The 26221-nt window shown below is 70.0% G+C and carries 18 protein-coding genes and 1 pseudogene; 12 read left to right on the top strand and 7 right to left on the bottom strand.

Annotated features, from left to right (window positions below; genetic code table 11):
* Window positions 1-131: 131 nt before the first annotated feature.
* The 4 genes from J5226_RS15260 (at window position 132) to J5226_RS15245 (ending at window position 3720) form a co-directional block, all read left to right on the top strand.
* Window positions 132-1019: a carbon-nitrogen hydrolase gene (locus tag J5226_RS15260; protein ID WP_215835309.1), complete on the top strand. Its 888-nt coding sequence runs from the start codon at window positions 132-134 to the stop codon at window positions 1017-1019.
* A complete protein-coding gene (locus tag J5226_RS15255; RefSeq protein ID WP_215835308.1) occupies window positions 1019-1591 on the top strand; it encodes a GNAT family N-acetyltransferase in 573 nt (190 codons plus the stop codon). The genes J5226_RS15260 and J5226_RS15255 overlap by 1 nt, the downstream gene beginning before the upstream one ends.
* 544 nt (window positions 1592-2135) lie before the next feature.
* Complete coding sequence (locus J5226_RS15250) at window positions 2136-2753, top strand: TetR/AcrR family transcriptional regulator (RefSeq protein WP_215835307.1); 618 nt, start codon at window positions 2136-2138, stop codon at window positions 2751-2753.
* A gap of 40 nt (window positions 2754-2793) precedes the next feature.
* Complete coding sequence (locus tag J5226_RS15245) at window positions 2794-3720, top strand: alpha/beta fold hydrolase (RefSeq protein ID WP_255322803.1); 927 nt, start codon at window positions 2794-2796, stop codon at window positions 3718-3720.
* Between the two features lie 420 nt (window positions 3721-4140).
* Here the strand turns inward: J5226_RS15245 and J5226_RS15240 are convergent, their stop codons facing one another.
* Window positions 4141-4785: a glutathione S-transferase family protein gene (locus J5226_RS15240; protein WP_255322802.1), complete on the bottom strand. Its 645-nt coding sequence runs from the start codon at window positions 4783-4785 to the stop codon at window positions 4141-4143.
* A 129-nt stretch (window positions 4786-4914) separates the two neighbouring features.
* Here J5226_RS15240 and J5226_RS15235 point away from each other — a divergent pair, with 129 nt between their 5' ends.
* Window positions 4915-5517: a TetR/AcrR family transcriptional regulator gene (locus J5226_RS15235; protein WP_215835306.1), complete on the top strand. Its 603-nt coding sequence runs from the start codon at window positions 4915-4917 to the stop codon at window positions 5515-5517.
* A gap of 94 nt (window positions 5518-5611) precedes the next feature.
* Entirely contained in the window at window positions 5612-6823 is a 1212-nt protein-coding gene (locus tag J5226_RS15230; RefSeq protein ID WP_215835305.1) for a TraB/GumN family protein, read from the top strand.
* A gap of 393 nt (window positions 6824-7216) precedes the next feature.
* On the opposite strand, the gene J5226_RS15225 is transcribed toward J5226_RS15230, so the two are convergent.
* From J5226_RS15225 to J5226_RS15215, 3 genes and pseudogenes are all read right to left on the bottom strand, one after another.
* Window positions 7217-10306 (bottom strand): efflux RND transporter permease subunit, encoded by a 3090-nt coding sequence (locus tag J5226_RS15225; RefSeq protein WP_215835304.1) that lies wholly within the window; start codon window positions 10304-10306, stop codon window positions 7217-7219.
* 1 nt (window position 10307) lies between these two features.
* Window positions 10308-13766, bottom strand: a pseudogene (locus J5226_RS15220) (efflux RND transporter permease subunit); the annotation flags it as partial.
* Between the two features lie 170 nt (window positions 13767-13936).
* Window positions 13937-15091, bottom strand: coding sequence for an efflux RND transporter periplasmic adaptor subunit (locus tag J5226_RS15215; protein WP_215835303.1), 1155 nt, complete (start codon window positions 15089-15091; stop codon window positions 13937-13939).
* 381 nt (window positions 15092-15472) lie between these two features.
* Between J5226_RS15215 and J5226_RS15210 the strand changes: the two genes are divergently transcribed.
* Window positions 15473-15868, top strand: coding sequence for a cytochrome c (locus J5226_RS15210; protein WP_215840444.1), 396 nt, complete (start codon window positions 15473-15475; stop codon window positions 15866-15868).
* A gap of 11 nt (window positions 15869-15879) precedes the next feature.
* Window positions 15880-16329, top strand: coding sequence for a cytochrome c (locus tag J5226_RS15205; protein WP_215835302.1), 450 nt, complete (start codon window positions 15880-15882; stop codon window positions 16327-16329).
* A gap of 510 nt (window positions 16330-16839) precedes the next feature.
* Here J5226_RS15205 and J5226_RS15200 read toward each other — a convergent pair.
* Together J5226_RS15200 and J5226_RS15195 are read right to left on the bottom strand one after the other, a co-directional pair.
* Window positions 16840-18603 carry a hypothetical protein gene (locus J5226_RS15200; protein ID WP_215835301.1) on the bottom strand — a complete coding sequence of 588 codons (1764 nt, stop codon included), beginning with the start codon at window positions 18601-18603 and terminating at the stop codon, window positions 16840-16842.
* A 19-nt stretch (window positions 18604-18622) separates the two neighbouring features.
* A complete protein-coding gene (locus J5226_RS15195) occupies window positions 18623-19219 on the bottom strand; it encodes a NifU family protein (protein ID WP_215835300.1) in 597 nt (198 codons plus the stop codon).
* Between the two features lie 140 nt (window positions 19220-19359).
* Between J5226_RS15195 and J5226_RS15190 the strand changes: the two genes are divergently transcribed.
* The 3 genes from J5226_RS15190 to J5226_RS15180 are packed head-to-tail and all read left to right on the top strand — an operon-like array spanning window position 19360 to window position 20699.
* A complete protein-coding gene (locus tag J5226_RS15190; RefSeq protein ID WP_215835299.1) occupies window positions 19360-19701 on the top strand; it encodes a 4a-hydroxytetrahydrobiopterin dehydratase in 342 nt (113 codons plus the stop codon).
* 7 nt (window positions 19702-19708) lie between these two features.
* Window positions 19709-20122, top strand: a complete 414-nt coding sequence (locus tag J5226_RS15185; RefSeq protein WP_215835298.1) for an energy transducer TonB — start codon at window positions 19709-19711, stop codon at window positions 20120-20122.
* 16 nt (window positions 20123-20138) lie between these two features.
* Window positions 20139-20699 (top strand): hypothetical protein, encoded by a 561-nt coding sequence (locus J5226_RS15180; protein ID WP_215835297.1) that lies wholly within the window; start codon window positions 20139-20141, stop codon window positions 20697-20699.
* 20 nt (window positions 20700-20719) lie between these two features.
* On the opposite strand, the gene J5226_RS15175 is transcribed toward J5226_RS15180, so the two are convergent.
* The gene (locus tag J5226_RS15175; protein WP_215835296.1) at window positions 20720-21679 is read right to left on the bottom strand and encodes an RluA family pseudouridine synthase; all 960 of its coding nucleotides are present in this window, start codon (window positions 21677-21679) and stop codon (window positions 20720-20722) included.
* A gap of 508 nt (window positions 21680-22187) precedes the next feature.
* Here J5226_RS15175 and J5226_RS15170 point away from each other — a divergent pair.
* Complete coding sequence (locus J5226_RS15170; protein ID WP_215840443.1) at window positions 22188-25958, top strand: Rne/Rng family ribonuclease; 3771 nt, start codon at window positions 22188-22190, stop codon at window positions 25956-25958.
* The last annotated feature ends 263 nt before the right edge of the window (window positions 25959-26221 follow it).

The following is a 26221-nucleotide window of genomic DNA, read 5'->3' as shown; positions in this document are numbered from 1 at the left end:
TCATCCGAAGCCGCGCGGGTTTGGTTCCGCCCCTTCCGCCCCGATCTCCACGACGCTGCCGCCCGCAGCGCCTCCCGTCACGGCGCGGTCCTACAATAGGCCCACGCCCCACAGCCGGACCCGTGCCCCCGATGAAGAAGACCACCCTCCCCGTCGCCCTGATCCAGGACCGCGACCACGGCTCGCGCGAGGCCAATCTGGCCAACATCGAGCAGCGCGTCGGCGAGGCCGCCCGGCAAGGCGCCAAACTGGTGCTGTTGCAGGAACTGCACAACGGCCCGTACTTCTGCCAGCACGAGTCGGTCAGCGAATTCGATCTGGCCGAAACGATTCCGGGCCCGAGCACGCAGCGCCTCGGCGCGCTCGCCAAGCAGCACGGCATCGTCCTGGTCAGCTCGCTGTTCGAGCGCCGCGCGGCCGGGCTGTACCACAACACCGCGGTGGTCTACGAAACCGACGGTTCCATCGCCGGCAAGTACCGCAAGATGCACATCCCCGACGATCCGGGGTTCTACGAGAAGTTCTACTTCACGCCGGGCGATATCGGCTTCGAGCCGATCCAGACCTCGGTCGGCCGCCTCGGCGTGCTGGTGTGCTGGGACCAGTGGTATCCCGAAGGCGCGCGGCTGATGGCGCTGGCCGGCGCGGAATTGCTGTTGTATCCGACCGCGATCGGTTGGGACCCGGACGATGCGCAGGACGAGAAGGACCGACAGCGCAATGCATGGATCCTCAGCCATCGCGGCCACGCGGTCGCCAACGGGCTGCCGGTGCTGAGCGTCAATCGCGTCGGTTTCGAGGCCTCGCCGCTCGGCGCGTCGGGCATCCAGTTCTGGGGGTCCAGCCACGTGCTCGGGCCGCAGGGCGAGTATCTGGCCGAGGCCAAGACCGCCGAACCGGAAATCGTCATGGCCGAGGTCGATCTGGGCCGCAGCGAGCACGTGCGGCGGATCTGGCCGTTCCTGCGCGACCGCCGCATCGACGCCTACGCCGACCTGCTCAAGCGTTACCGCGACTGATGCCGGCGCCCGCGTCCGCGCTGCGCCTGCGCGCGGCGGTCGAGTCCGATCTGGACGCGATCGCCGCGTTGTACGCGCGCGAGGTGCGCGAGGGCGTGGCGACTTACGAATACGAGGTTCCCGATTTGGCCGAGATGCGCCGGCGCTGGCGCGCGATCGCCGACGCGGGCTATCCGTATCTGGTCGCCGAACTGATCGAAGACGGCGCTGCGCGTTTCGCCGGCTACGCCTACGCCAGCGCGTACCGCACCCGCATCGGCTATCGCTGGACGGTGGAGAATTCGGTCTACGTCGAACCGGCCTGCCACGGGCGCGGCATCGGCGGCGCGCTGATGCGGCGTTTGATCGAGGACTGCGCCGCGCTCGGGTTCCGGCAGATGGTCGCGGTGATCGGCGACGGCAGCAACGCCGCGTCGGTGGCGCTGCACGAGCGGCTCGGGTTCGCACTGGCCGGCGTGTTTCCGGGACTGGGGCGCAAGCACGGGCGCTGGCTGGATACGGTGCAGATGGTGTTGCCGCTGGGCGACGGGAATGTCGGCGAGCCGGATCAGGACGTGCCGGGCTTGCGCTGAGCGCATCTGCGGCCGCCCTTGTGTAGGAGCGGCGTGAGCCGCGACCGCGGCAATGAATCCACGACGATTTTCGCGATGGCGCGGGCATTGGGTCCGAGCGCTGCGGATCGGTCGTGGGGTTTTCTGGGTTCGCCGGCGCGTTGTTGGCGCGGTCGCGGCTTACGCCGCTCCTACAAGGGGGGGCTAGCTTCGTTTCCGACTGTAGGAGCTGCGCGAGCTGCGACCGCGAAAACGCAGCTGCGACGAGCTCCGCGGGCTGCGCCGAGGCTTTCATCGTTATCGCGATGGCGCGGTCGCGGCTTACGCCGCTCCTACAGGGGCCGGCGGGGCTCTGGGGCTGGTAAAGGGGCCCGCGCCGCGCCGCCGGCCCGAAAAACACAATTTGAAACCCCGATGCCGGCGCTTTTCGGTCAAAAGAACAAGGGCGCCGCGGGTCGCCGCGCCCGGCGGCGGGAAGTTTCGGCGCCGGCCGGCCCATTGGCTCTCTCGAATCCGGCCGACGAACGGCTCCAATAAAACGAACGGACGTGCTAATTTGCGCTCTATGTCCTCCCTGACCGCTACCCACAAAGGCGCCGCCACGCGCGAAGCCATCCTCGACCAGGCCTACAGCATCGCCTGTTCGGCCGGGCTGGAAGGCTTGTCGATCGGCCCGTTGGCGGCCGCGGTGGGCATGTCCAAGAGCGGCGTGTTCGCCCACTTCGGTTCGCGCGAGGACTTGCAGCTGGCGGTGCTGGACAAGGCCAGCGAGCGCTTCGTCGCGTATGTGCTGCTGCCGGCGCTGCAGCGGCCGCGCGGTCTGGCGCGTTTGCGCAGCATCGTCGAATCCTGGTTCGACTGGTCGCGCCACACCGACGGCGGCTGCGTGCTGCTGGCCGCGGTCAACGAGTACGACGACCGCCCCGGCGCCCTGCGCGAGTGCGTGGTCGAGCAACAAAAGCGCTGGCACCAGGAACTCGGCCGCGCCGTGCAGTTGGCGATCGACACCGGCGAACTCGACGCCGAGACCGACACCGCCCAGCTCGCGTTCGAGATCTACGGGCTGGCCCTGGTCGTGCATCACGACGCTGGTCTGTTCGGTTACGACGCCGCCCTGGTCCGCGGCTTGCGCGCCTACGAGCGGTTGATCCGCTCCTACGCGGCCGCCGCTCTCCCCGCCTGAACCTTCCCGCCTGATCTGATCCTCTCCCACGAGGCCCGCCATGCCTACCGCTATCGGCAAAATTAGCACGACCGTTCGTCATCTTGCTCAGCTTTACGGCCTGCGCATCGGCTTCGCCGTCGGCGGCTGGCTCGCGCCGGACGCGACGATGCGCCGCGCCGCCGACCTGTTCTGCACCCCGTTCGCCTCCAGCCGCCGCCGCGCCTTGGCCGCGCCGACCCTGGAAGCGCGCGAGGAGCGCCTGCAGGTCGACGGCCACGCCATCGCCTGTTACGTCTGGGGCGATCCGCAGCGGCAGCCGTACGTACTGTTCGCCCACGGCTGGTCCAGCCACGGCACCCGCGTCGCCAAGTGGCTGCCGGCGCTGCGCGCGGCCGGGTACGCGGTGGTGGCGTTCGATCAGCTCGGCCACGGCCGCAGCGAGGGACGGCTGGCCACCCTGCCCGACTTCACCCGCCATCTGCATGCGGTCGGCGCGCATTACGGGCCGGCGGCGGTGGCGATCGGGCATTCGCTCGGCGGCGCGGCGACCTTGCTGGCGATGGCGCGCGGGCTGCGCGCCGAACGCGCGGTACTGATCGCGCCGGCGGCCGACCCGGTCGCCGCGGTCAAGCGCTTCGCCCGTTTCCTGTGGGTCGGCGAGGATCTGTGCCGGCGCATGTTCGCCTACTTCGAGGCGCGCATCGGCATCAGCTTCGATTCGCAGCAGGCGCACCGCAACGCGCCGAACATCGCCAAGCCGGCGCTGATCGTGCACGACCTGGGCGACCGCGAAGTGCCCTGGGCCGAGGGCGAGCGTTACGCGCGCTATTGGCCGGATTCGCGGCTGCTGACCACGCAAGGACTGGGGCACAACCGCATCGCCGACGACACCGCGGTGATCGCCGAGGTGCTGCGGTTCCTGCGCGGGGAGGCGGTCGGCGACAAGGTGGTGTCGAGCGGGAATTTGCCTTACGGGTTGGCGTAAGGGCGAGCTCCGCGCGGGGTGTTTCGCACGGATCTCGTGCGAGGCGTTCCGCGCGGATTGTTTCGCGAGCCGGGATCGCTTGCGGTGCCGCTCGCGGAATCGATCCCGCGAGCGCGGCGAGAAAAGCGCGGCATCTGCGGTACGCGCGCGAGGGCTCGATCCTTCGCTCAAGCGCGAACCTCCATCGCCGCAAGTTTCAGGGCAAGAACGAAGTCCCCAACACCGAAAAGCGCGCAGCGCTTGCGAGAGCAACATCGATCCCGATATCCCGCGCTCGAACCCGCGAGGCGCCGCCGCACGTCCAGAGCAAGCGCGAACCGGTCCGGCCGAAGCTCACCCCTCCCGCTTCGGCCGGACCGTTCGCCCCACGCGCGGCGCGATCCGCCGCGCGCGGGCTCGTCCATCGAATCCGCCGCGCAATCACGCGGCCATATCGACCGCGTCCGCGTTCGGATACGGTTCGCGCCACGCCGGCAGCGCCTCGATCCGCGCGGACCACTCGTCCAAGTGCGGGTAGTCGTGTAGCGGCAGTTGCGCGGCCCGCTTCCACGGCAGCATCGACGCCACCGAGAAATCGGCCACGCTCAAGGCGTCGCCGAGCAGGTAACGCCGGCCCTGCAGATGCCCATCGAGCACCTTGGCGAAGTTGCGCACGTGCTTGGTCGCCTCCTCGACCGCGGCCGCGTTGGGCTCGCCGAGGCCGAAAATCGCCTTGGCGACGCGCTCGAAGAACAGCGTGCCGGCGTGCCGGTTGAAATGGGCGGCGCCCCAGTGGATCCAGCGCAAGGCCTCGACCTGCTGCGCCGGCGCCGCCGGCCACAGCTCCGAGCCGGTCTTCTGCGCCAGATACGCCGCGATCGCCGGCGACTCCCAGATCACGGTGTCGCCGTCGACCAGCACCGGCACCTTGCCGTTGGGATTGATCGCCAGGAATTCGGGGCGGCGGTGTTCGCCTTGCTTGAGCTCGACCCGGACGAACTCGACCGGCGCGCGCAGGTGGCGGGCGATCGCGCAGGCGGTGCGGGCGTTGGGGGATTCGTAGTAGTACAGCTGCATGGGCTTCATCGCGGTGTCCTCGTGGCGTGGGAGTGCGGGGAGGTGCTGCGCGGACGATTCTGCGAGCCGGGTAAATATGTTCAAGAACATATTTAGAATCGTGCTAAACCGGTCCCCACCCCGCCCAAGGGCCCCGCCATGCCCTATACCAGCGAACACAAAGCCCAGACCCGCGCGCGCATCGTCGCCACCGCGCGGCGCCTGTTCACCCGCCGCGGCTTCGCCGAGGTCTCGATCGACCAGATCATGGCCGAGGCCGGACTGACCCGCGGCGGCTTCTACAACCACTTCAAGCGCAAGCAGGATCTGTACGCCGAAGCGGTCGAACACATCCTGGGCTGCATGCCCGGGCCCGACTGCGACGCGGCCCCGCCCGGGCCGGCGCATCTGGCGCGCGAGTACCTGTCCGACCGCCACGTCGCCGATTTCGACACTCCCTGCCCGCTGGTGGCGTTTTCCTCCGACGTCGGCCGCGGCGACGACTGCGTCAAGCGCGCCTACGCACAGGTGCTCGACAGCCTGATCGGGATGCTGCAGCACTCGCTCGGCCCCGGCGACGAGGCGCGCGAACGGGCGGTGGCGATGGCCACGCTGTGCGTCGGCGGCGCCTTGCTGGCGCGCGCGGTCGACGATCCCGAACTGGGCAAGGAGATCCGCGGCGTCGCCCTGACCCAGGTGCTGGCCCTGGTCCGAAGCGCCCCGCCCGCGGCCGCCGCCGGCGCGCGCCGGCGCCGCGCCTGAGCGCCCGGCGGCGGTTTGCCGGCACCTGCCGCAGCCTCTATGCTGCGGGCCTTTCTGTGCTCCGGCACAGCCGCCGCGAGCCGCCCGAACCCGCATGAACGAACCCCACCTCGTCCCCGACGGCCTGCACGGCCAACCGCACGCCATCGTCGAACGCGACGGGGTCCGCTTCACCCTGCTGGGCACCGCCCACGTGTCCCAGGCCAGCGTCGAGGCCGTGCGCGAGGCGGTCGGCAGCGGCCGCTTCGAAGCGGTCGCGGTCGAGCTGGACCCGCAGCGCCTGCAGGCGCTGACCGACCCGGACGCGCTGGCGCGGCTGGACCTGATCCAGGTGATCCGCTCGGGCAAGACCGCGCTGTTCGCCGCCAACCTCGCCCTCGCCGCCTACCAGCGCCGGCTCGCCGAGCAGCTCGGCATCGAGCCCGGCGCCGAGCTCAAGCGCGCGGTGACCGAGGCGCGCGAGCGCGAGCTGCCGGTGCACCTGATCGACCGCGAGGTCGGCCTGACCTTCAAGCGCGCCTCGCAGTCGCTGGGCTTCTGGGGCCGGGCCAAGCTCGGCGTCGGTCTGGTCACCAGCCTGTTCGCCGCCGACGAGGTCGGCGAGGACGAAATCGAGAAGCTCAAGCAAGGCGACATGCTCGAATCGAGCTTCGGCGAGTTCGCCAAGGAAAGCCCGCAGCTGTACGAGACCGTGATCGCCGAGCGCGACCGCTACATGGCCGCGCGCCTGCGCGAGACCGTGGGCGAGTCGCGCGAGGTGCTGGCGGTGGTCGGCGCCGGCCATCTGCAAGGCTTGGCCAAGCACTTGCGCGAGGATCAGGGCGACCCGGTCGCGCAGCGCAAAGAGCTGGAACAGGTCAAGACCAAGAGCAAGGTGCCGTGGGTGATGATCGCGATCACCTCGCTGATCCTGATCGGCATCGCCTGGGGCTTCTGGAAGGGCGGCGCGGCGATGGGCGCGGACCTGCTGCTGCAGTGGGTCATGTACACCGGCGGTTTGGCCGCGCTGGGCTGTCTGCTCGCCGGCGGGCATCCGCTGAGCATCCTCACCGCGGCGCTGGTGGCGCCGCTCAAGCCGTTCCGTCCGGGCGTGCCGGCCGGCGCGGTCAGCGCGCTGGTGGAAGTGCATCGGCGCAAGCCGGCGTACGGCGACTTCATGGCGCTGCGCGACGATGCGCAGACGGTGCGCGGGTGGTACCGCAACCGGGTGGCGCGGGTGGTGCTCAACTTCATGCTGACCAACATCGGCACCGGGATCGGGGTGTGGCTGGCGGGGTTCCGGATCGCCAGCAAGTTGGTGGGGTGAGGTTTTAAGACGCCGGGGCGAGAGGCGCGCGCGCCCTCGCCTTTCGGTGTGCGGCGCCGCGTTCGGCGGCGTTCGATGGGACGAATTCGACAGCGGCCGCGTGCGTTTCGCACGGGGAGTGTTTCGTCGTGGGTGCGGTTTCGCGGTCGCGGCTTACGCCGCTCCTACAGGTGCGGCGGCAGTCGATCGAGCGCGTGCGCAGGCCGCGCGGGAACGGTCGCGTCGCCTTTGCGGTGTCGCGGTCGCGGCTCGCGCCGCTCCTACAGTCGGCATCCGGACCTGCGCGAAAGCTGGCGCGCCCCTTGTAGGAGCGGCGCGAGCCGCGACCGCGTTGCGGCAGATCGCGCCGCAAGCGCGTCACCGCCTCAAGGGGGCGCGTCGCCCCCTTGTCGCTCAGGCCTGCGCCGTCGCCGCGCCGTTCGCGGCCACGCCGCGCGCGCGAAGCACGAGCTTGCCGCTGCCGGCGCGCAGGTCGTCGAGGATGGCGTAGATCGTCGGCAGGAACAGCAGGCTGACCACGGTCGAGAACGCCAGCCCGCCGGCCACCGCGCGCGCCATCGGCGAGTAAGCCAAACCGCCCAGCACCACGGTGTCGCTCAGCGAGATCGGGATCATCGCCAGGATCGCCGTGCCCATGGTCATCATGATTGGGCGCAAGCGCTCGCGGCTGCCTTCCACCAGCGCTTCGTTGCGGCTCAGGCCGCGCCGGCGCAGGTTGTTGATGTGCTCGACCATGACGATGCCGTTGTTCACCACCACGCCCATCAGCACCAGGATGCCGATGAAGGCCATCACCGTGAACGAGCTGCCGGTCAGCCAGAACAGCCAGAACACACCGAAGATCGAGAACACCACGCAGCTCATGATCGCCGCCGGGAACAGCAGCGATTCGAACACCGCGGCCATCACCACGTAGATCATCACCAGGGCGATGATGAGGTTGAACATCATCTGCTTGCCGGCGTCGTCGTCGCGCTCGAACGAGCTGCCGTCGAAGCTGTAGTTGTAGCCGGCCGGGAACGCGACGGTCTTGAGCGTTTCCTCCATCGCCTTGCGCGCCTCGGGCGTGGTGGCCTTGCCGTTGAGGCTGGCCTGAATGGTCAGCGTGGTCTGGCGGTTGTTGCGGTTGATCTGGCTCGCGGTCGGGCGCACCGCCACGTCCACCATCGCCAGCAGCGGCACGCTGCGGCCGTCGGCGGCGCGCACGGTGAACTCCGACAGGTTCTCGATGCCGTAGCTCTCCGCGCCGGCGAAGCGCGCCCACACCGGCACCTCGGTCTCGCCGCGCTGGAAATCGCGCAGCTGGGCGCCGCGCAGGGCCAGCCCGACGAAGCGCGAGACTTCCTCAACGCTGAAGCCGAACGAGGCCGCGCGCTCGCGGTCCACGCGCACGTTGAGCTCGGTGTTGCGGTCGCCGATGTCCACGCGCACGTCGCGCAGCTCCGGCCGGCGGCCGAGGATCGGCACGATATCGTTGGCCAGTTCGCTCAGGGTTTCGGTCGAATCGCCGACCAACTGCACCTGCACGTTCTTGTTGCCGTTCTGCCCGCCGCCCTCGTCCTGGCCCATGCTGATCTCGGCCTTGGCCGACTTCGGCAGCGCCTTGGCGATCTTCTCCACCAGCGGCTTGGTGTTCTCCACTTCCTCTTCGTGGAACTGCAAGCGGGTGCCGGCGTCGCCGCCGCCCTGCTCGCTGAAGAACGAGTAGATCTGCTTGAGGTGGTAGTCCTTGCGGTGCGCTTCCAGGTGCTTCTCGATCTTGAGGATTTCCTGCGACATCTGCTCGCGGGTGTAGCTGCCCTTCCAGTGGTACTGGATGAAGGCTTCCTTGCCGCCTTCGTTGCCGAACATGTCGAACTTGGTCTTCATCGCCGGGACCAAGCTGATCAGCACGACCAGGACGATGCCCATCACGCTCAGGCCGCGATGCTCCAAGGTCCAGCGCAGGAAGCGCGCGTAGGAGCGCTGCAGGCGCGGGATCAGGCCGCGGTCGCTGGCCACCGCCGGCGGGGTCTTGAGCCGCGCCGAGATCATCGGGATCAGGCTCACCGCGACCAGCCACGAGGCCAGCAGCGACACCGAGATGGTGATGGCGATCTGCGACATGAAGATGCTGATGTCGTTGGTTTCGCCGAGCAGGTTGGGCAGGAACACGATGCAGTGGCACAAGGTGCCGGCCGACAGCGCGATGGCGACGTGGCGGGTGCCCAGGATCGAAGCCAGCTCCGGCTGCTCGGGCATCTTCTCGCGTTCCTGGTAGATGCTCTCCACCACCACCACCGCGTTGTCCACCAGCATGCCCACCGCCAGCAGCAGGCCCATCAGCGACAGCACGTTGAGGGTCACGCCGACGAAGTGCATGAAGCCCAGGGTCATCACGAAGCAGATCGGAATCGCCAGGGTCACCATCAGCGTCGAGGGCCAATGGCGCAGGAAGAAGAACAGCACCGCGACCGACAGCAGCAGGCCGATGCCGCCGGCTTCGGCGAGCTCCAGCAGCGAGCTGGTCACGTCCTCGCCCTGATTGCGCACCACCTTGATCTCGATGTTGCGCAGCTCGGGTTGCGCGCGGATCGCCTCGACCTCGGCCAGCGCCAGACGCGAGACCTCGACCAGATTGGCGCTGCGCTCCTTGAAGATGTCCAGGCCGATGGCCGGGCGGCCGTCCAGGCGGCGCCCGGTTTCCAGCCGCGCCGGCTTCAGCCGCACGTCGGCGATGTCGCGCAGCTTCAGGCCGCTGGTGTTGATGCTGAGGTTGCGGAACTGCTCCAGGTCGGCGACCTGCCCGATCGGCTGCACGCGCAGGCGGCGGCCGCCGTCCTCGATCTCGCCGGCGGAAATGGAGAAGTTCAGCGCCTGCAAGCGCTTGGTCAGGGTGTTGAGATCGACGTCGTGGGCGACCATGCGGTCGGGCAGGATCGCGATCTCCACCTCGTTGGGCGCCGCGCCGCCGATCTCGACCTTGGCCACGCCCGGGATGCGTTCGAGCCGGCGCTTGAACTCGCGGTCGATCAGATCGTAGGAATGGCTCAGGTCCATGTCGCCGGCCAGACGCACCTGCAGGATCGCCTGATCGGCGCTGGACCACTTGAACACGAAGTAGCGCTGGAAGCCGTCGGGCAGGTCGTCGACGATCGCGTCGATGCGCTCGCGCGCGTCCGAGGCGGCGATGGCGACGTCGCGGTCCCAGTCCTTGAACTCCATCTGGATCGTGGCCGCGTCCGAGCTGGCGGTGCCGTGCAGGCGCTTGATCCCGGTCATCGTCGCCAGCGCCTCTTCGGCGGGGCGCAGGATGGTGCGTTCGACCTCTTCCGGCGTGGAGCCGTCGTAGGGCAGCTGCACCAGCAGGAACGGCGCGGTGATGTCCGGCAGCGACTCCAACGGCAGCCGCACGGCCGCGATCAGGCCGATCACGAACATCGACACGAACAACATGATGGTCGTGATCGGCCGCTTGATGCTGATCTCGGCGACGCCGCTCATGTCAGTGCGCCTCGCTCAGCGGGTCGTTGTCGTGGCCGAGCTTGTCCGCCACCGCTTCGTCGCGGCGCTTGGCCTTGCGCACGCGTTCGCGGTAGTAGGCGTCGCCGCGGCGGTCGAGCAAGTCGTACACCACCGGGATCACCACCAAGGTCAGCAGGGTCGACACCAGCAGGCCGCCGATCACCGTGATCGCCATCGGCGAACGCACCTCGGCGCCTTCGCCGGTGGCGATGGCCAGCGGCAGGAAGCCGAACAAGGTGCACAGCGTGGTCATGATGATCGGGCGCAGGCGCGAGCGCGCGCCCTCGATCAGCGCTTCGCGCTTGGCCATGCCGTGTTCGCGCAGCTGGTTGACCTTGTCGATCAGGATGATCGCGTTCTTCACCACCAACCCGACCAGCAGGATCAGGCCGATGAACACCACCACCGACACGGTCGAATTGGTCAGCAACAGCGCCAGCACCGCGCCGACCAGGGCCAGCGGGATGGTGAACAGAATCACGAACGGGTGCAGCAGCGATTCGAACTGCGAGGCCATCACCAGGTAGACGAGGAAGATCGCCAGACCGAACGCGAACAGCAGCGAGTTGATCGACTGCTGCAACTCCTCGCCCTGGCCGCCGATGTGCATGCGCACCTCGGGGCTCAGCGGCTTCTCGCGCACCATCTTCTCGACCTCGGCGATGGCGCCGCCCAGGTCGATGTCGCGCAGGTTCGAGGACACGATGGCCACGCGCACCTGATCGGCGCGGTGGATCTCGCTCGGGCCGGTGGTGGCGACCACTTCGGCCACCGACTCCAGCGTCACCGGGCGGTTGCTGCCCGGATTGACGATCAAGCGGCGGATGCTCTCGATGGACGCGCGGTCGGCCTGACGCGCGCGCACCAGCACATCGATCTTGCGGTCGCGGAAGCTGTAACGAGTGGCGACGTCGCCGCGCACCTTCTTCACCACCACGTCGGCGATGTCGCGCGTGGCCAGGCCGAGCGCGCCGGCGCGGTCCTGGTCGAAGCGGATCTGGATCTCCGGGAAGCCCTGCTCGACCGTGGATTTGACGTCGGCGAAGTGGGCGTTGCCGCGCAACAGCTTGGCCATGTGCTGGCCGGCGCGCTGGATGGTTTCCAGATCCTGCCCGCGCAGCTCGATTTCCAGCGGCGTGGAGAAGCTGAAGAGCTGCGGGCGGGCGAAGTCGACCTGCGCGCCCGGATGGGTGCGCATGGTCTGGCGCAGGCGTTCGGTTTCCTGCGCCTCGACCTGCTTGCTGCCGCCGTCGGCCATCACCACGGTGATCTTGCCGATGTTCTCGCCGCTCTCGGTCGGGTTCGCGTCCAGCCGCGTGCCGCTGCCGCTGACGCCGAACCAGGCGCGGATGCCGGGGTCCTTCTCGTGCTTGGACTGGATCTCGCGCACCAGCGAATCGGTTTCGCGCAGCGGCGTGCCCGGCGGCAGCTTGACGGTCATGTCGAAGCGGTCCTGGGCGAGCTGCGGGATCAGGTCGGCGCCGAGCAGCGGCACCGCCGCCAAGGTCGCGACGAAGGCCGCGCCGGCCAGGGTCAGCACCAGCCCGCGATGCGCCAGCGCCGCCGGCAGCAGCGTGAGGTAGCCGCGTTCGGCGCGGCCGTACGGCGCCATCGCGATGTCGCTGGCCTTGCCCATGACCGGGCCGACCACGGCGCCGAGCAGGCGCCAGACCCGCGTCACCGCCCAGGCGATGCCGAAGAACACCGAGCTGACCGCGATGCCGATGCCGCGCGGAATCCACGCCAGCACCCGCAGCAGCGGATTCTTCGGCTCCCAGCGCGGATGCGGCGGTTCTTCCTGGAAACCCAGCGCCGGCCGCCCGCGCAACGCGCTGAGCATCGGGATCAGAGTCATCGACACGATCAGCGAGATGCCGATCGCCAGCGCCACGGTCAGCGCCTGATCGCGGAACAGCTGGCCGGCGATGCCTTCGACGAACACCAGCGGCAGGAACACCGCGATGGTGGTCAGGGTCGAGGCGACCACGGCCATGCTCACCTCGCGGGTGCCGGCGACGGCCGCTTCCAGGATGCCCAGGCCGCGTTCGCGCGCCTTGGCGATGGATTCGAGCACGACGATGGAGTCGTCCACGACCAGACCGGTCGCCAACGCCAGGCCGCCCAGCGACATCACGTTGAGGCTCAAGCCGAGCCGGTCCATGAAGAAGAAGGTGGCGACGATCGAGACCGGCAGCGACAGGCCGATCACGAACGTGCTCCAGCCGTCGCGCAGGAACAGGAAGATGATCAGGATCGCCAGGAAGCCGCCGATCACCGCGTCCTTCTTGACGTCGGCGATGGCGTGGCGGATGAACTGCGACTGGTCGTCGATGGTGGTGAGTTCGACGTCCGGCGGAATCTGCGACTTGATCTGCGCCAGCCGCGCCTGCACCGCGTCGGCGGTGGCTACGGTATTCGCGTCGCCTTCCTTGTAGATCGCCAGCTCCACCGCTTCCTTGCCGCCCAGGCGGATGATCGACTCGCGTTCCTTATAGCCTTGGCGCACCTCGGCGATGTCCTTGAGCCGCACCGGCTTGCCGCCGGCGGCGACCGCCTGATCGCCCGAGTTGGCGCTTTCCACCGACGCCGCCGCGGCCATCGCGTCGGCCGAGCCCGAGGCCGCGGCCACGCGCGCCATCTGCGCGGCGGCCTCGGCCGCGGCGTTGCCGCCGGCCTTCTGCGTGGTCACCAGCATCTCGCGGATTTCCGGCACGGTCGCGAACTCGTTGACCGTGCGCACCAGATAACGCTGCTGCCCTTCTTCCAGACGGCCGCCGGAAACGTTGACGTTCTCGGCCTTGAGCCGCTGGATGACGGTGTCGATCGGCAGGTTGAGCTGGGAGATCTTCTGCTGGTCGATATCGACCTGGATCTCGTCCTCCAGACCGCCGCCGACCTTGACCGCGGCGACGCCGTCGACCGGTTCGAGCTTCTTCTTCAGATCGTCGTCGGCATAGCGGCGCAGCGCGGTGAGCTGGCGGATCGCCTCGCTGTCGCTGGCTTTTTCGCCGCCCTTGTTCGACAGCGCGATGCGCAAGATCGGCTCGGTCGAGGGATTGAAGCGCAGCAGCACCGGCTTCTTGGCCTCCAGCGGCAGCTGCACGACTTCCATCTTGTCGCGCACCTCCAGGCTGGCCTGGTCCATGTCGGTGCCCCAGGCGAACTCCAGCACCACGTCGCTCTGGCCGGTGCGCGAGACCGACTTGAGCTTGCGCAAGCCCTTGACCACGCCGACCGCTTCTTCCAGCGGCTCGGTGATCAGGGTTTCGATCTCGGTCGGCGCGGCGCCGGTGTATTCGGTGCGCACGGTCAGCGTGGGATAGCTGAGATCCGGCAGCAGATTGACCTTCAGACTGTTCAGCGCGATCACGCCGAACAGCAGGAAGGTGATGGTGACCATCGCCACGGTCACGCGGCGGCGGGTGGAGAACTCCACCAGATTGAAGGACGTCGCGTCCGGAAGCTGAGCCACAGCCGATCCCCGGTTTTCGGTTTGGATTGCGCGGCGCGGCCTTGGGCCCACGCCGCGACGTGGCGGCTCGCGCCGCCGTAGTCCCCGCGCGCGGCGCCGTCGAGACGCCGCTGCCCGGGCTTATCGCCGTGCGGCGCTTATTGCTTGACCGGCGCGGCGTTCGGCGCCGCGGCCGGCGCGGCGCTGGCGACCTGCTTGGCGTTGATCGCCAGCACTTCGCTGCCTTCGCGCAACGCGGTCTTGCCCGCCACCACGACCTGCTCGCCGAGCTTCACGCCGCTGCGCACCTCGGCCCAGGAGCCGTCCAGGTAGCCCAGCTTGACCGGCGTGCGCGCGACCTTATTGCCGCGCACCACGAACACCGCCGGATCGCCCTCGTCGTCGAGCAGCGCCGCACGCGGCACCACCAGCGCGTCGGCGCGGCTGTCGTAATCGATGCGCAGGCGGCCGAACATGCCCGGCTGCAGCACGCCGCCGCCTTCGAACGAGCAAATCACCCGGAAGGTGCCGCTGCCCGAATCCACCACCGGGGCGATGCGGTCGACCTTGCCGGCGAAGCTCTTGCCGGGCATCGCGTCCACCGTCATCTGCACCGGCTGGCCGGACTTCAGCGTGGCCAGTTCGCGCTCGGGCACGTTGAGCACGGCTTCCAGGTGCGAGGTGTCGACGATGCGGATGATCGGCGAGTTGATCTGGACGAAGTTGCCCGGCTTGATCGAACGCGAGGCGATCACCCCGGAGATCGGCGCCTCGACCTTGGCGTAGGACAGTTCCAGCATCGCCAGCCGGTTGGCCGCGCGCGCGTTCTCCATGTCGTAACGCAGTTGGTCGTTGTCGTTGGCGCTGAGCAGGCGCTGTTCGGCGAGCTGCCGGGAGCGGGCGTAGTTGGCCTCGAGCTTGCGCAAGGTCGCGCCGGTCTGCGCGGCCTGCTGCTCGGCGCGGGCCGAATCCAGCCGCACCAGCACCTGCCCGGCCTTGACCTGCTGGCCTTCCACGACCATCACCTCCAGCGCCACGCCGGAGGTCTTGGCCACCACTTGCGACTCGGCGCGCGCTTCCAGCGGCGCGGTGCCGGTGTAGCTGGCGGCGATCGCGCGCCGGCCCGCCACCGCCACTTCCACCGGCACGGCGTCCGAGACCTTGTCCTTGGCTTCCTTGGCCTGCGCTTCGGCGGCGCCGGCGCCGCCCTTGCAGGCCGACAGGCCCAGCGCGCAGGCCAGCGCGAGTGCCGCGAGCGCCACCGTGCGGTGCGCCGCCGGACCGCCCTGCCGGTTGTTGTCGAGTTGACGCATTCGAGACGACCCCAAAAAAAAGTGCTAGAAAATTCGACGGTTACCGGTCGTATGCCGGTGTTGTATATAGGTATATCACCGCCCCAGCGAGGCAACATCCGCCGAAGGTCATGATGACTGGAGCCACGGATCGGATCTGAGGCAAGGTGCGCGCAAGTTTCGTAGTGTCCGCGCGCTCCGACCGCCTTTTCGATCCGTCTGCGACCGCTCCCCGGACGGACGCCGCCGCGAATCCGCGACCGGCGTCAGTATGGATGCATCCAAGGACGGCTTCGTTGCAATCGCTGCGACGGCTATACTCGCCGACTTGTGCGCGGTCTTGGCCGCGCGGAGCCAGCCACCACTTTTCGCTAGCCACTCGAGATTGCGGACTACGACATGATGCGACCGCTGACGATCGCCTGCTGCTTCGCCCTGACCTTCACCCTGGCCGCCGCGAACGCCGCCGCCCAGGAACCCGCCAAGGCCGCGCCCGCGGCTCCCGCCGCCGCTGCGGCGCCGGCGGCCGCCGCGCCGGCCAGCGTCTCTGGCAACGCCCAAACCGGGCGCCAGCTCACTTACACCTGCCAGGGCTGCCACGGCGTCATCGGCTACAAGAACGCGTATCCGAACTATCACGTTCCCAAGATCGTCGGCCAGTCGCAGGAATACCTGGTCAACGCGCTGACCGAATACAAGAAGGGCGCGCGCAAGCACCCGACGATGCAGGCCCAGGCCCAGAGCTTCTCGGACCAGGACATCGCCGACATCGCCGCCTTCCTCTCCAGCGCCAAGTGAGCCGCCGACCCATGACGAATCCCAGCATCCTGCGCGGTCTCGCCATCGCCTCGCTCGCCCTCGCCCTGGCCGCCTGCTCCAACTCCGGCGACGCCCCGGCCGGCCATTCCTCGGCCGACCGCAACGAAGGCCACACGTCTTCGTCCTCGGGCCTGCCGTCCGGCAACCACGTCGCCGGCGAAAAGCTCGCCAGCACCAAGGGCAAGGCCACCGGCCAGTCCTGCGTGGACTGCCACGGCGCCGAAGGCAACGCCCCGATCGACCCGACCTACCCCAAGCTGGCCGGCCAGTACCACGACTACATCGCCCACTCGCTGCAGATGTACCGCGACGGCGACCGCGAACACGCGCTGATGTCGGCCCAGGCCAAGGATCTGACCGACCAGCAGATCGCCGATCTGGCCGCCTACTTCGGCTCGCGCGACAAGGGCACGCTGCACGATCTGCACGGCGTCCACTGAGCGCTCGCGCCGCCGCGCGGCGCTGGCTCGCTTGTACGAACGGCCCGCGCTCGCGGGCCGTTCGTTTTTGAGGGCTTCAGGGCCCTGCCGCGAGAAAACCCTGGATGCCCGCCTTCGCGGGCCTGACGGCGGATGGTTTCGCAGCCGTTGAATTAGCGCGAGCGTCGCCGCGCTCAAGACAAGAAACGCCATCCCCGCGAACGCGGGGATCCAAAGACTTCAGGGCCGTGCCGCGAGAAAGCCCCGGATGCCCGCATCCGCGGACATGACGACCTCCTGCGGTTTCGCGACCGTTGAACTCCGACGGACTCCGGTTGAATCCAGGCAGGCGTCGCGCGTCTTCCCAGAACGTCATCCCCGCGAACGCGGGGATCCAAAGACTTCAGAGCCATGCCGCGATAAAGCCCTGGATGCCCGCATCCGCGGGCATGCGCTCAGATCGTCGCGATCGATTCGCCCCAAGCGCCGCGAGTACGCAGCCGCGCCCTCCTACCTAACCCACTCGCGCCCTCACCCGCCCGGCGGCGGCCGCACGCTGCCGTTGTCTTCCTGCAGGTGCGGCTTGAACGGCACGTCCGGCGGCGGCCGCGCTTCGGCCGGCTGGTCGTTGAGGTTGGGGTCGCTGATGCCGCAGCCGCCGCCGAGCATCAGCAGCGCGACCGAGCATTGGATGCTCTTGCGGGTGCCCGGAATCGGGATCGCCACGTTCTTGATGCTGCGCCTCACCCACTCGGCCAGCAGGGTTTCGTCCGGCCGCCAGTACTTGTCGAGCGTGGTCGCTTCGTAGTCGGTCGGCTTGCGCCGCAGCCACGTGCCGGCGCGGTCGAGGTTCTTGATCTCCTGGGTGACCGTGCCCGGCGGGAAGCCCGGCGAGGCCGAACCCGGCGCGTCGGCGATGCGCACGCTGCCGTCGGGGTTGTACAGGCCGGGCGGGCCGCCCGGCCGGTTGCGCGCCGAGTCGCCCCAATCGTCGCCGCGGCGCGGAGTCGACCAGCTGCCGGGCGCGGGGGTCGGCTTGGGGCCGGCGCCGGCGGTCGCGGCCGGCGGCGCGGGCGTGGCCGCGCTGGGGCCGGCGGCGGGCGCGGCGGAGGCGGCCGGCTTGGCGTTGGACGACGACGCCGTCGCCGCCGCGCTCGCGCTGGGCGTGATCGAGGCCGAAGGCGCCGCGGTCTGCGCTTGCGCCGGCGCGGACGGCGCGGGCGTCGCCGCCGCGGGCGCGGGACTCAGCGCGGGCGTCGGCGGCGTCGGAATCTCGGCGACGCGCACCTGCGGCGCGGTCGAACTCAGCTGCGGCGTTTCCACCGGCCGCTGCGGCACCTCGCGCACCTGCAACTGCGGCAATTGCGCCGGCGCCGGCACATCGCGCACGGCGACTTCGCGCGGCTGCGTCCGCACGCTCGGCAGCGCGATCTCCCGCTGCGGCACGCGCAGCGACGGCGGCTGCACCGGCGCGGGCACATCGACGCTGCGCAGCGGCTGCTGCGCGGCCTGGATCTGCGGCGCGCGCACGCTGTCGTCGACGCGCTTGCGCGTCGGCGGCAGCACGAACACTTGCGGCGCGTCGGGGGTTTCCTTGCTGACCATCACCGGCTGCTCGACCGTCGGCGGCGGCAGCTGCGGTTCGGGCACGTCGCGCACCGCCACGTCGGGCAGCTGCGCTTGCAGTTGCGGCGTCGGCGGCGCGGCGACCGCGACTTGCGCGGGCGGCGACGGTTCGGCCGGCGCGGGCTGCGCGCTGGGTTGCGGCGGCGAAGGTTCGGCCGGCTGCGCCTGCGCGACCGGCTGCGGCCGTTCGCTGGGCTGCTGCGCGCCGCCGCCGGGTTCGGCCGGCGTGCCCTTGCCGACGTATTCGACCATCGTCACCGTCGTCTCGCCCGGCGGCGGCGGCCGGGTGGCGAAGTACTGCAGGTACATCAGCCACACCAGCAATCCGCCGAACAGCAGATGCCACATCAGCGAGACCACGCCCGCGCCCCAGCGCAGGCGGCGGTCCTCGGGTTCCGGCGGCAGCCATTGCTGGCGCCACAAGGTGACGAAGGCTTGCCAGCGGTTGAGCGCGGGCGTGCGCCGCGGCGCGGCGGCCAGCGGACGTTCGACGAACACCGCCATCCACGCCTCGGCGGTCGCGCCGGTCACCGCGCCGGGCCGCGCGCTCTGCGCGTCCAGCCAGCCTTGCCACTGCGCCGGGAATTCGCCGGGTTCGGGCGAGTCGCGGCGCAACGTCAGCCGCAACCGGCGCTGCAGGGCTTCGATGATCGATGCGGCGGTGGGCACAGGCGGCGCCGCGGCGGGGTCAGGCCGCGCTGTCGCGCGGAATGTACGGCGCCTGGCCGGTGTCGTGGTCGGTGGCGTCGCGCACCGCGGTCACGCCCGGCACCTTGCTCATCAAGGTGGTTTCGATGCCCTGCTTGAGGGTGACGTCGGCCATGCCGCAGCCGTGGCAGCCGCCGCCGAAGCGCAGCAGCACCACGCCGTCGGCGGTGACTTCCTGCACCGAGACGTGGCCGCGGTGCTGGGCGAGCTGCGGATTGATTTCGTTCTCGACGATCCAGTGCACGCGCTCGACCAGCGAGGCCGAATCCTGCGGCGCCTCGCCCTTGATCTTGGGCGCGCGGATCTGCAGTTGGCCGCCGGTGGCGCGGGTTTCGTAATCGATCTCGGCGCCGTCGAGGTACTTCACGCTGTCGGCGCGCAGCCACAAGGTGAAGCCTTCGCAGTCGATCGCCCACTCGTCGCCGGCCAGATCGGCGGGTTCGGCGAACTCCAGGCGCACGTCGGCGCGCGGCGTGCCGGGATGGACCGCCGACAAGCGCACGCCCAGGCCCGGCAAGGCCTCGCGTTCGATCAGCTTGCGGAAGTGCGCCTGGGCGGATTCGGAAATATTGATCATCGGGCTATTCTAACGGGGACGGCGCGGCCTGATGTCGCGCATGCAGCCTACGACCGCCGCGGATACGGTTCCATTCACATGGGGCCGGCGCGGCCAGACGCAACGCCGCGGCGCCCGCGCCCGGCCGCCAGGAGTCCCCCATGAACGACCTCATTCCCCTCGTCCAGGCCCATTGCGTCCTCCTGCGCGGCAGCGAGCACCGCTTGAGCGAAGCGCGCGTGCGCGAACTGCTGCCGCAGGTGCCGGGCTGGGAACTGGCCGAGGACGGCCACGCCCTCACCAAAACGTTCCGCTTCGACGATTACTATCGGACCATGGCGTTCGTGAACGCACTGGCGTTCATGGCCCATCGCGAGGATCATCACCCCGACCTCGGCGTGCACTACGACCGCTGCGTGGTGCGCTATTCCACCCACGACGTCGGCGGGCTGAGCGAGAACGACTTCATCTGCGCGGCCAAGGCCGAAGCCCTGATAGGTTGATCACGTCATGAAAGCGAATTTTCGCCCCCACGCCGCGCTCGCCGTGTTGGCCCTGAGCGCCGCCCTCGCCGGCTGCGGCCAGCGCGCCGCCGAAGAACCGATCATCCCGTCCACGCCGCTGCGCGCGGTCGACACGCCGCCGCCGGAGTATCCGCTGGAGATCGGCTGCGATCAGGTCGGCGGCAAGGTCGTGCTGCAGCTCACCGTCGGCCCGGAAGGCAAGCCGACCCGCGCCCACGTCATGACCGGCAGCGGCATCCCCGCGCTCGACGCGGCCGCGACCAAGGGCGTGCAGCGCTGGCGCTTCGAAGCGGCGACCCGCAACGGCAAGCCGGTGTCGACCGACATCCAGGTGCCGGTGACGTTCCATGCGCCGACCGAGCGGCCGGAGCATTGCGGGCAGGCCGTCAGCGCGCGCTGACGCGACGGCCCGGACCGTGCAACCGCCTCCGGCACCGCCGGCCGGTTGGGCCGAACGAATCGAGTGGACCGATTACGACGGCCTGGGCCGGCTGACGCTGCCCATGCCGATGCTCGGCGAACGCCACGAATTCGTGTTGTTTCCCGCCGACGGCGCGCCGTCGCAGGCGACCGAGCGCATGGGACGGACCATCGCCGATGTGCTCGCGCTCGGCGCGGCCGACCTCGCCGCGATCGAAACGCTGCTGTGGGAAGAGTGCCTGTTTTCGTTCCAGGTCGCCGATTACGGCGTCGACGCGCTGCCCGGCGAAAGCTCGCTGGATGCGCATCTGCGCGAGTTCGGCGTGAGCGGCCCCGCCGATGCGCTGGCCAAAGCGCGGCTGCGCGAGATCCAGGTCGACGACGGCTTCGCCGCGCGCTTCGCCCGGCTGCAATACCTCACCGTCGCCGACAATCTGGTCAGCGTGATCGTCAAGGACGGCCGCGTGATCGACTACGACGACGACGGCACCTATCTGCGCTGGTTCGAGCAGGACGAGCGTTACGCGCACAGGCGCCGGCAGAAGGTTCTGGCGTAACCTGCCGCCGCTTCGGCCGCTCAGCCGCCGAGCCGGTCCAACACCTCGACCAACTCCGGCGCCAGCGGCGCATTGAGCGAATACCGCTCGCGCCCGCCGTCGAGGGCGAACTCCAGAGTCGAGGCGTGCAGGAACAGCCGGCGCAAACCGAACTGATCGCGCAGCTTCTTGTTGACCTCGGCCTCGCCGTATTTATCGTCGCCGGCGACCGGATGGCCGATGTGCTGGGAATGCACGCGGATCTGGTGGGTGCGGCCGGTTTCGATCCGCACTTCGCAATACGACTGCCCGCCGCGCCGCTCCAACACCTTGAAGTGGCTCAGCGAGGCCTTGCCGTCGCGGTGCACCTGGACGTGGCGCTCGCCGCCCTGGCGCAGGCCGATGTGCAGCGGCGCGTCCACCGTCATGATCCCGTCGGGCATGCGCCCGGTCAGCAGCGCCAGGTAGCGTTTGGCGATACCGCCCTCTTCGCGCATCAGCGCCTGCATCTCGGTCAGGGCCGAGCGCTTCTTGGCCACGATCAGCAGGCCGGAGGTGTCGCGGTCGAGCCGGTGGACCAGCTCCAGGCCCTGGTTCGGGCGCAGCGCGCGCAGGGTCTCGATGGCGCCGAAACTGATCCCGCTGCCGCCGTGGCTGGCCACGCCGGAGGGCTTGTTCAGGGCCAGCAGGCGGGCGTCCTCGAACACGATCGAGCGCTCCATCGCGTCCAGGAAGCCCTTGGGCGGCGCCGGCTTGTCGCCAGCTTCAGTGAGACGAACCGGCGGGATGCGCACCTCGTCGCCGGCTTCGAGCTTGCGCTCGGCCTTGGCCCGCCCCCCGTTCACGCGCACCTGTCCGGAGCGGACCAGCTTGTAGATCAAGGACCTGGGCGCACCTTTGAGTTGGCCGAGCAGGAAGTTGTCCAGGCGCTGGCCGTCGCGATCGTCGGGCACGCGCACGGTGCGGGCGCCGGCATTGCCGGAGTTTGCTGATTGGGTCATCCCGAAGCGTTATCTGTTACACTCGCGACGCGAGATAAGGTTTTGATTTCGCTGGGAGTTGCACCCGGTCGTACGCCTCGCGGCGTGCGGCCCGGTACGGGGCCGAAAGCCCCTCCCGCGATTCCGGTCCGCGTCTAACCACTGCCCACGGGGCAGCCATGTTAGCAGCGACGGACCGGCGGAGCCCGCCCTCGCCGACGGACACCCCGTCGCGATGAACACCCGTGCGGCGCCAGAGTCCGTCCTCGAACACGAACGAGAGACCCCTCGAAGCAGCCGTCGCCCGTCCCGTGCGGCGTTCGCGCCGCCGGCCCGAAGTTGAGTAAAGGTATTGAGAGCGCTCCCGCGGCGTGCCGTGGTGATGTAGCGCTGGTAGTGGAGACCTCGCCGGCGCGGCGGGCGGCCCGGTTCGGGCGCCGAACGCGACGGCGCGGACTCAGTTCCCAGATAGCGAAACGCCACGGCGTTCCGCGCGGTAGAGCGCGCGAGGAACGCAACAATGAAGCGCATGCTGATCAATGCGACGCAGGCGGAAGAACTGCGCGTGGCCATCGTCGACGGCCAGAATCTGTACGACATCGACATCGAACAGCCGTCGAAGGAACAGAAGAAGTCCAACATCTACAAGGGCCGCATCACCCGGCTCGAACCTTCGCTGGAAGCGGCGTTCGTCGATTACGGCGCCGACCGCCACGGCTTCCTGCCGCTGAAGGAAATCTCCCGCGACTACTTCCAGCCCGGCGTCGACCACAACAAGGCCGGCCTGCGCGAACTGCTGCGCGAAGGCCAGGAGATCGTGGTCCAGGTCGATAAGGAAGAGCGCGGCAACAAGGGCGCCGCCCTGACCAGCTTCATCTCCCTGGCCGGCCGCTACATGGTGCTGATGCCGAACTCGCCCACCGCCGGCGGCGTCTCGCGCCGGATCGAGGGCGACGACCGCGCCGCGCTCAAGGAGGCGATGGACAAGCTGACCATCCCCGACGACATGGGCGTGATCATCCGCACCGCCGGCGTCGGCCGCGACGCCGAAGAGCTGCAGTGGGACCTGGATTACCTGGTCAGCGTGTGGAAGGCGATCACCGACGAGGCGCTGAAGAAGCCCGCGCCGTTCCTGGTCTACCAGGAGTCGCGCCTGATCATCCGCGCCCTGCGCGACTACATGCGCCCGGACATCGGCGAGATCCTGGTCGACACCGACGAGATGTACGCCGAGGCGCGCCAGTTCGTCGAGCAGGTGATGCCGCACAACCTGCGCAAGCTCAAGAAGTACGCCGACGACACCCCGCTGTTCAACCGCTTCCAGATCGAATCGCAGATCGAGAACGCCTACGAGCGCACCGTGCGCCTGCCCTCCGGCGGCGCCCTGGTCATCGACCAGACCGAAGCGCTGACCGCGATCGACGTGAACTCCGCGCGCGCCACCAAGGGCGGCGACATCGAAGAGACCGCGTTCAACACCAACCTGGAAGCCGCCGAGGAAGTCGCGCGCCAGATGCGCCTGCGCGACCTGGGCGGCCTGGTGGTGATCGACTTCATCGACATGTCGTCCAACCGCCACCAGCGCGAGGTCGAGAACCGCCTGTCGCACGCGCTCAAGCAGGACCGCGCGCGCGTGCAGATCGGCCGCATCTCGCGCTTCGGCCTGCTCGAACTCAGCCGCCAGCGCCTGCGCCCGTCGCTGGGCGAATCCAGCCAGCTGGTCTGCCCGCGCTGCGAAGGCCACGGCCGCATGCGCAGCGTCGAGTCGCTGTCGCTGTCGATCCTGCGCGTCGCCGAAGAGCACGCGATGAAGGAGAACACCGGGCAGGTGCTGGTGCAGGCGCCGACCGAGATCGCCAACTTCCTGCTCAACGAAAAGCGCCGCGCGCTGATGGAGATCGAGGCGCGCCACGACGCGCCGATCGTCATCGTCGCCGACGAGCACCTGGAAACCCCGCACTACGAAGTCACGCGCGTGCGCGAGAACGAAGTCGGCGAGGAAACCAGCAAGCCCAGCTACCAGCGCGGCACCCAGCGCAAGCTGCCGGTCCACGCGCTGACCAAGGCCCACCTCAACATTCCCGAAGCGCCGGCCGTCACCAACGTGCGTCCGACTCAGCCCGCGCCGCTGCGCGAGCCGCGCGAAGCGCAGGCCGCCGCGCCCGCGCCCATCCCCGCTCCGACGCCCGCGCCGGTGGCCGCGCCGACCCACTCGGTCGGTCTGGTCGAACGCATCCTGCGCATCTTCCGCGGCACCCCGCAGCCGGCTCCGGCCGCGCCGGAACCGGCGCGCGGCCAGGAAGGCCGCGGCAACGGCGGCCGCGGCGAGCGCAACGACCGCGGCAACGGCCAGCGCCGCAGCGACAGTCGCGGCAACGGCAAGGGCGGCCGCGACGGCCGCCGCGACGAGCCGCGCCAGCAGGATCAGCAGCGCCGCGAGAAGCAGCCGCAGAACCAGGGCCAGCCGCAGAGCGGCGGCCAGCAGGCGCAGCAGCAGGGCCAGCAGAAGCAGCCCAAGCAGCCGCAGGCGCAGGCGCAGAACCCGCAGCAGCAACAGCAGCCCAAGCAACCGCAGCAGCCCAAGCAGCAAGCTCAAGGTCAGGGTCAAAACCAGAACCCGCCCAAGCCGCAGCAGGACGCGGCCGCGCAAGGCGGCAACGCCAACGCCCAGGGCGGCAACGGCCAGCCGCGCCCGCCGCGCGAGCCCAAGCCGCCGCGTCAGGACGCCGCCGTCGCCGAGACCGCGGCCGCAACCGCCGCAGCGGCCGCTGTAGCGGTCGCCGTCCCGGCGGCCGTCGCCGCCACCGCGCCGGCCGCCGCCGCGCCGGTCGCTGCCGAAAACACCGTTAAGCCCGAAACCGCCGAAGCGGCCGTCGCCGCCGACGCGCTGGCGACCGGCGACACCCCGGCCGACGCCGCGGCCGATGCCGCCGGCGAAGGCGGCGGACGTCGCCGTCGCGGCCGTCGCGGCGGTCGCCGCCGCCGTCGCGGCAACGGCGAGAACGCCGGTGCCGAGGGCGGCGCCGACGGCGCGCTCGACGCCGACGGCGGGTTCGACGACGAAGACGACATCGGCGCCGAACCGGGCCAGCCCTCCCCGGCCGCCGCGCATCGTTCGCAGCCGGAGTTCGACTTCGACGACGTCGCGGCCGCGCCGCAGTCGCAGGCCAACGTCGCGGCCGCAGCCGCGGCGATCGCCGCCGCTCCGGTCCGCAGCGAAGCCGTCGCGCCGGTGAAGGCCGACGCCGCGGCGAACGAAGCCGCGACGCCGGTTAAGCACGAAGCCGCGACCGGTGGCGGCGCTGCGCCGGTTCAGGCCGAAACCGCCGCGGGCAGCCACGCCGCGCCGGCTAAGTTCGAAGCCGCCAGCGAGGCTGCGCCGGCCCAGTTCGAAACGGTTGCCCCGAGCCCTGCCGCACCGGCCGGGTTCAAGGCCGCCGCCACGGACGAGGCCGCTGCGGCTAAGGCCGAGGCTCCCGCCGCTCCGGCCAAGACCGAGGCCGAGGCTCACGCCGCTCCGGCCAAGGCTGAGGCCGAAGCTGACGCCGCTCCGGCCAAGGCCGAGGCGGAAGCTCACGCCGCTCCGGCGAAGTCCGAAGCGAGCGACGTCGTTGCCGCCCAGGCCGAAGACCAGAACGCGTTTGCGGTGAAGCACGAAGCCGCCGACGCTTTCGGCGCCAAGAGCGAAATCGCAGTCGCCGCGCAGCCGCAGGCGGCCGCCGTGTCGCCGGCATCCGCCGAGGCCGCCCCGGTCCAGACCGAAACCCCGGTCCGCGCCGAGACCGCTCCGGCCGCCGTCGCCGCCGAGCGCGCGATCCAGGCTCAGCCGCAGGCGGAAGCCGTCGCGGTCGTGCCGGTCGCCGCCGCGCCGGTCGAAGCCGCCGTGATCGAGCCGGCGACGGTCGAGCCGGCGGTGGTCGCCGAGCCGGCCCCGGTGTCCGCGCCGGTCGTGGCGGTCGCCGAGACCGTGCAGCCGTCCGAAGCCGAGTTGGCGCAGGCCGAAGCCGCGGCCCAAGCCGCCGCCTCGCCGGCCCGCGAGGCCGCCCAGGCCGTGCCGGGCTTCGCCTTCGCCGCGCCGCCGGAAGCCGCGGCCGCCGCGCCGGTCGAGCCGGCTCAGGCCAACGCCGACACCGTCGCCGACGAAGCCGCTTCGCTGCTGCCGCGCACCGGTGGCCTGTTCGACGGCCTGCCGCACCCGGTCGCGCCGGCGCCGATCGCCGACAACGCCGAAGCCGACGCTCAGGCCAAGGCCGAAGACGGCGGCGACAAGGACGACGGTTCGCAGGAACGCCGCGCCTGAGCGTGGGGGCGGTCCTCGCGGCCGCCCTGCGCTTTATCGGAATGAAAGAACCGGCCGCGAAAGCGGCCGGTTTTTTGTTGCCCGCCAGTTGCGTCGCCGAGGCTGGGCGATGCGAAGCGTCGCGGTCGCCGCGGGTTTGCGGTGGAGGCGCGCTAGGGTTGCGCGCAAGCGGCGGGCGCTGGGCGAGTGACTAGTGGCGGATGGCGGATGGCGGATGGCGGATGGCGGCGAGCAAAATCAAAATGGGTTCCGGCTTTCGCCGG

Origin of the sequence: Lysobacter sp. K5869 (assembly GCF_018847975.1) — a bacterium.
GTDB lineage: Bacteria > Pseudomonadota > Gammaproteobacteria > Xanthomonadales > Xanthomonadaceae > Lysobacter.
The sequence above is the reverse complement of the archived record's forward strand: the minus strand, read 5'-3'. Positions and strand labels throughout refer to the sequence as shown.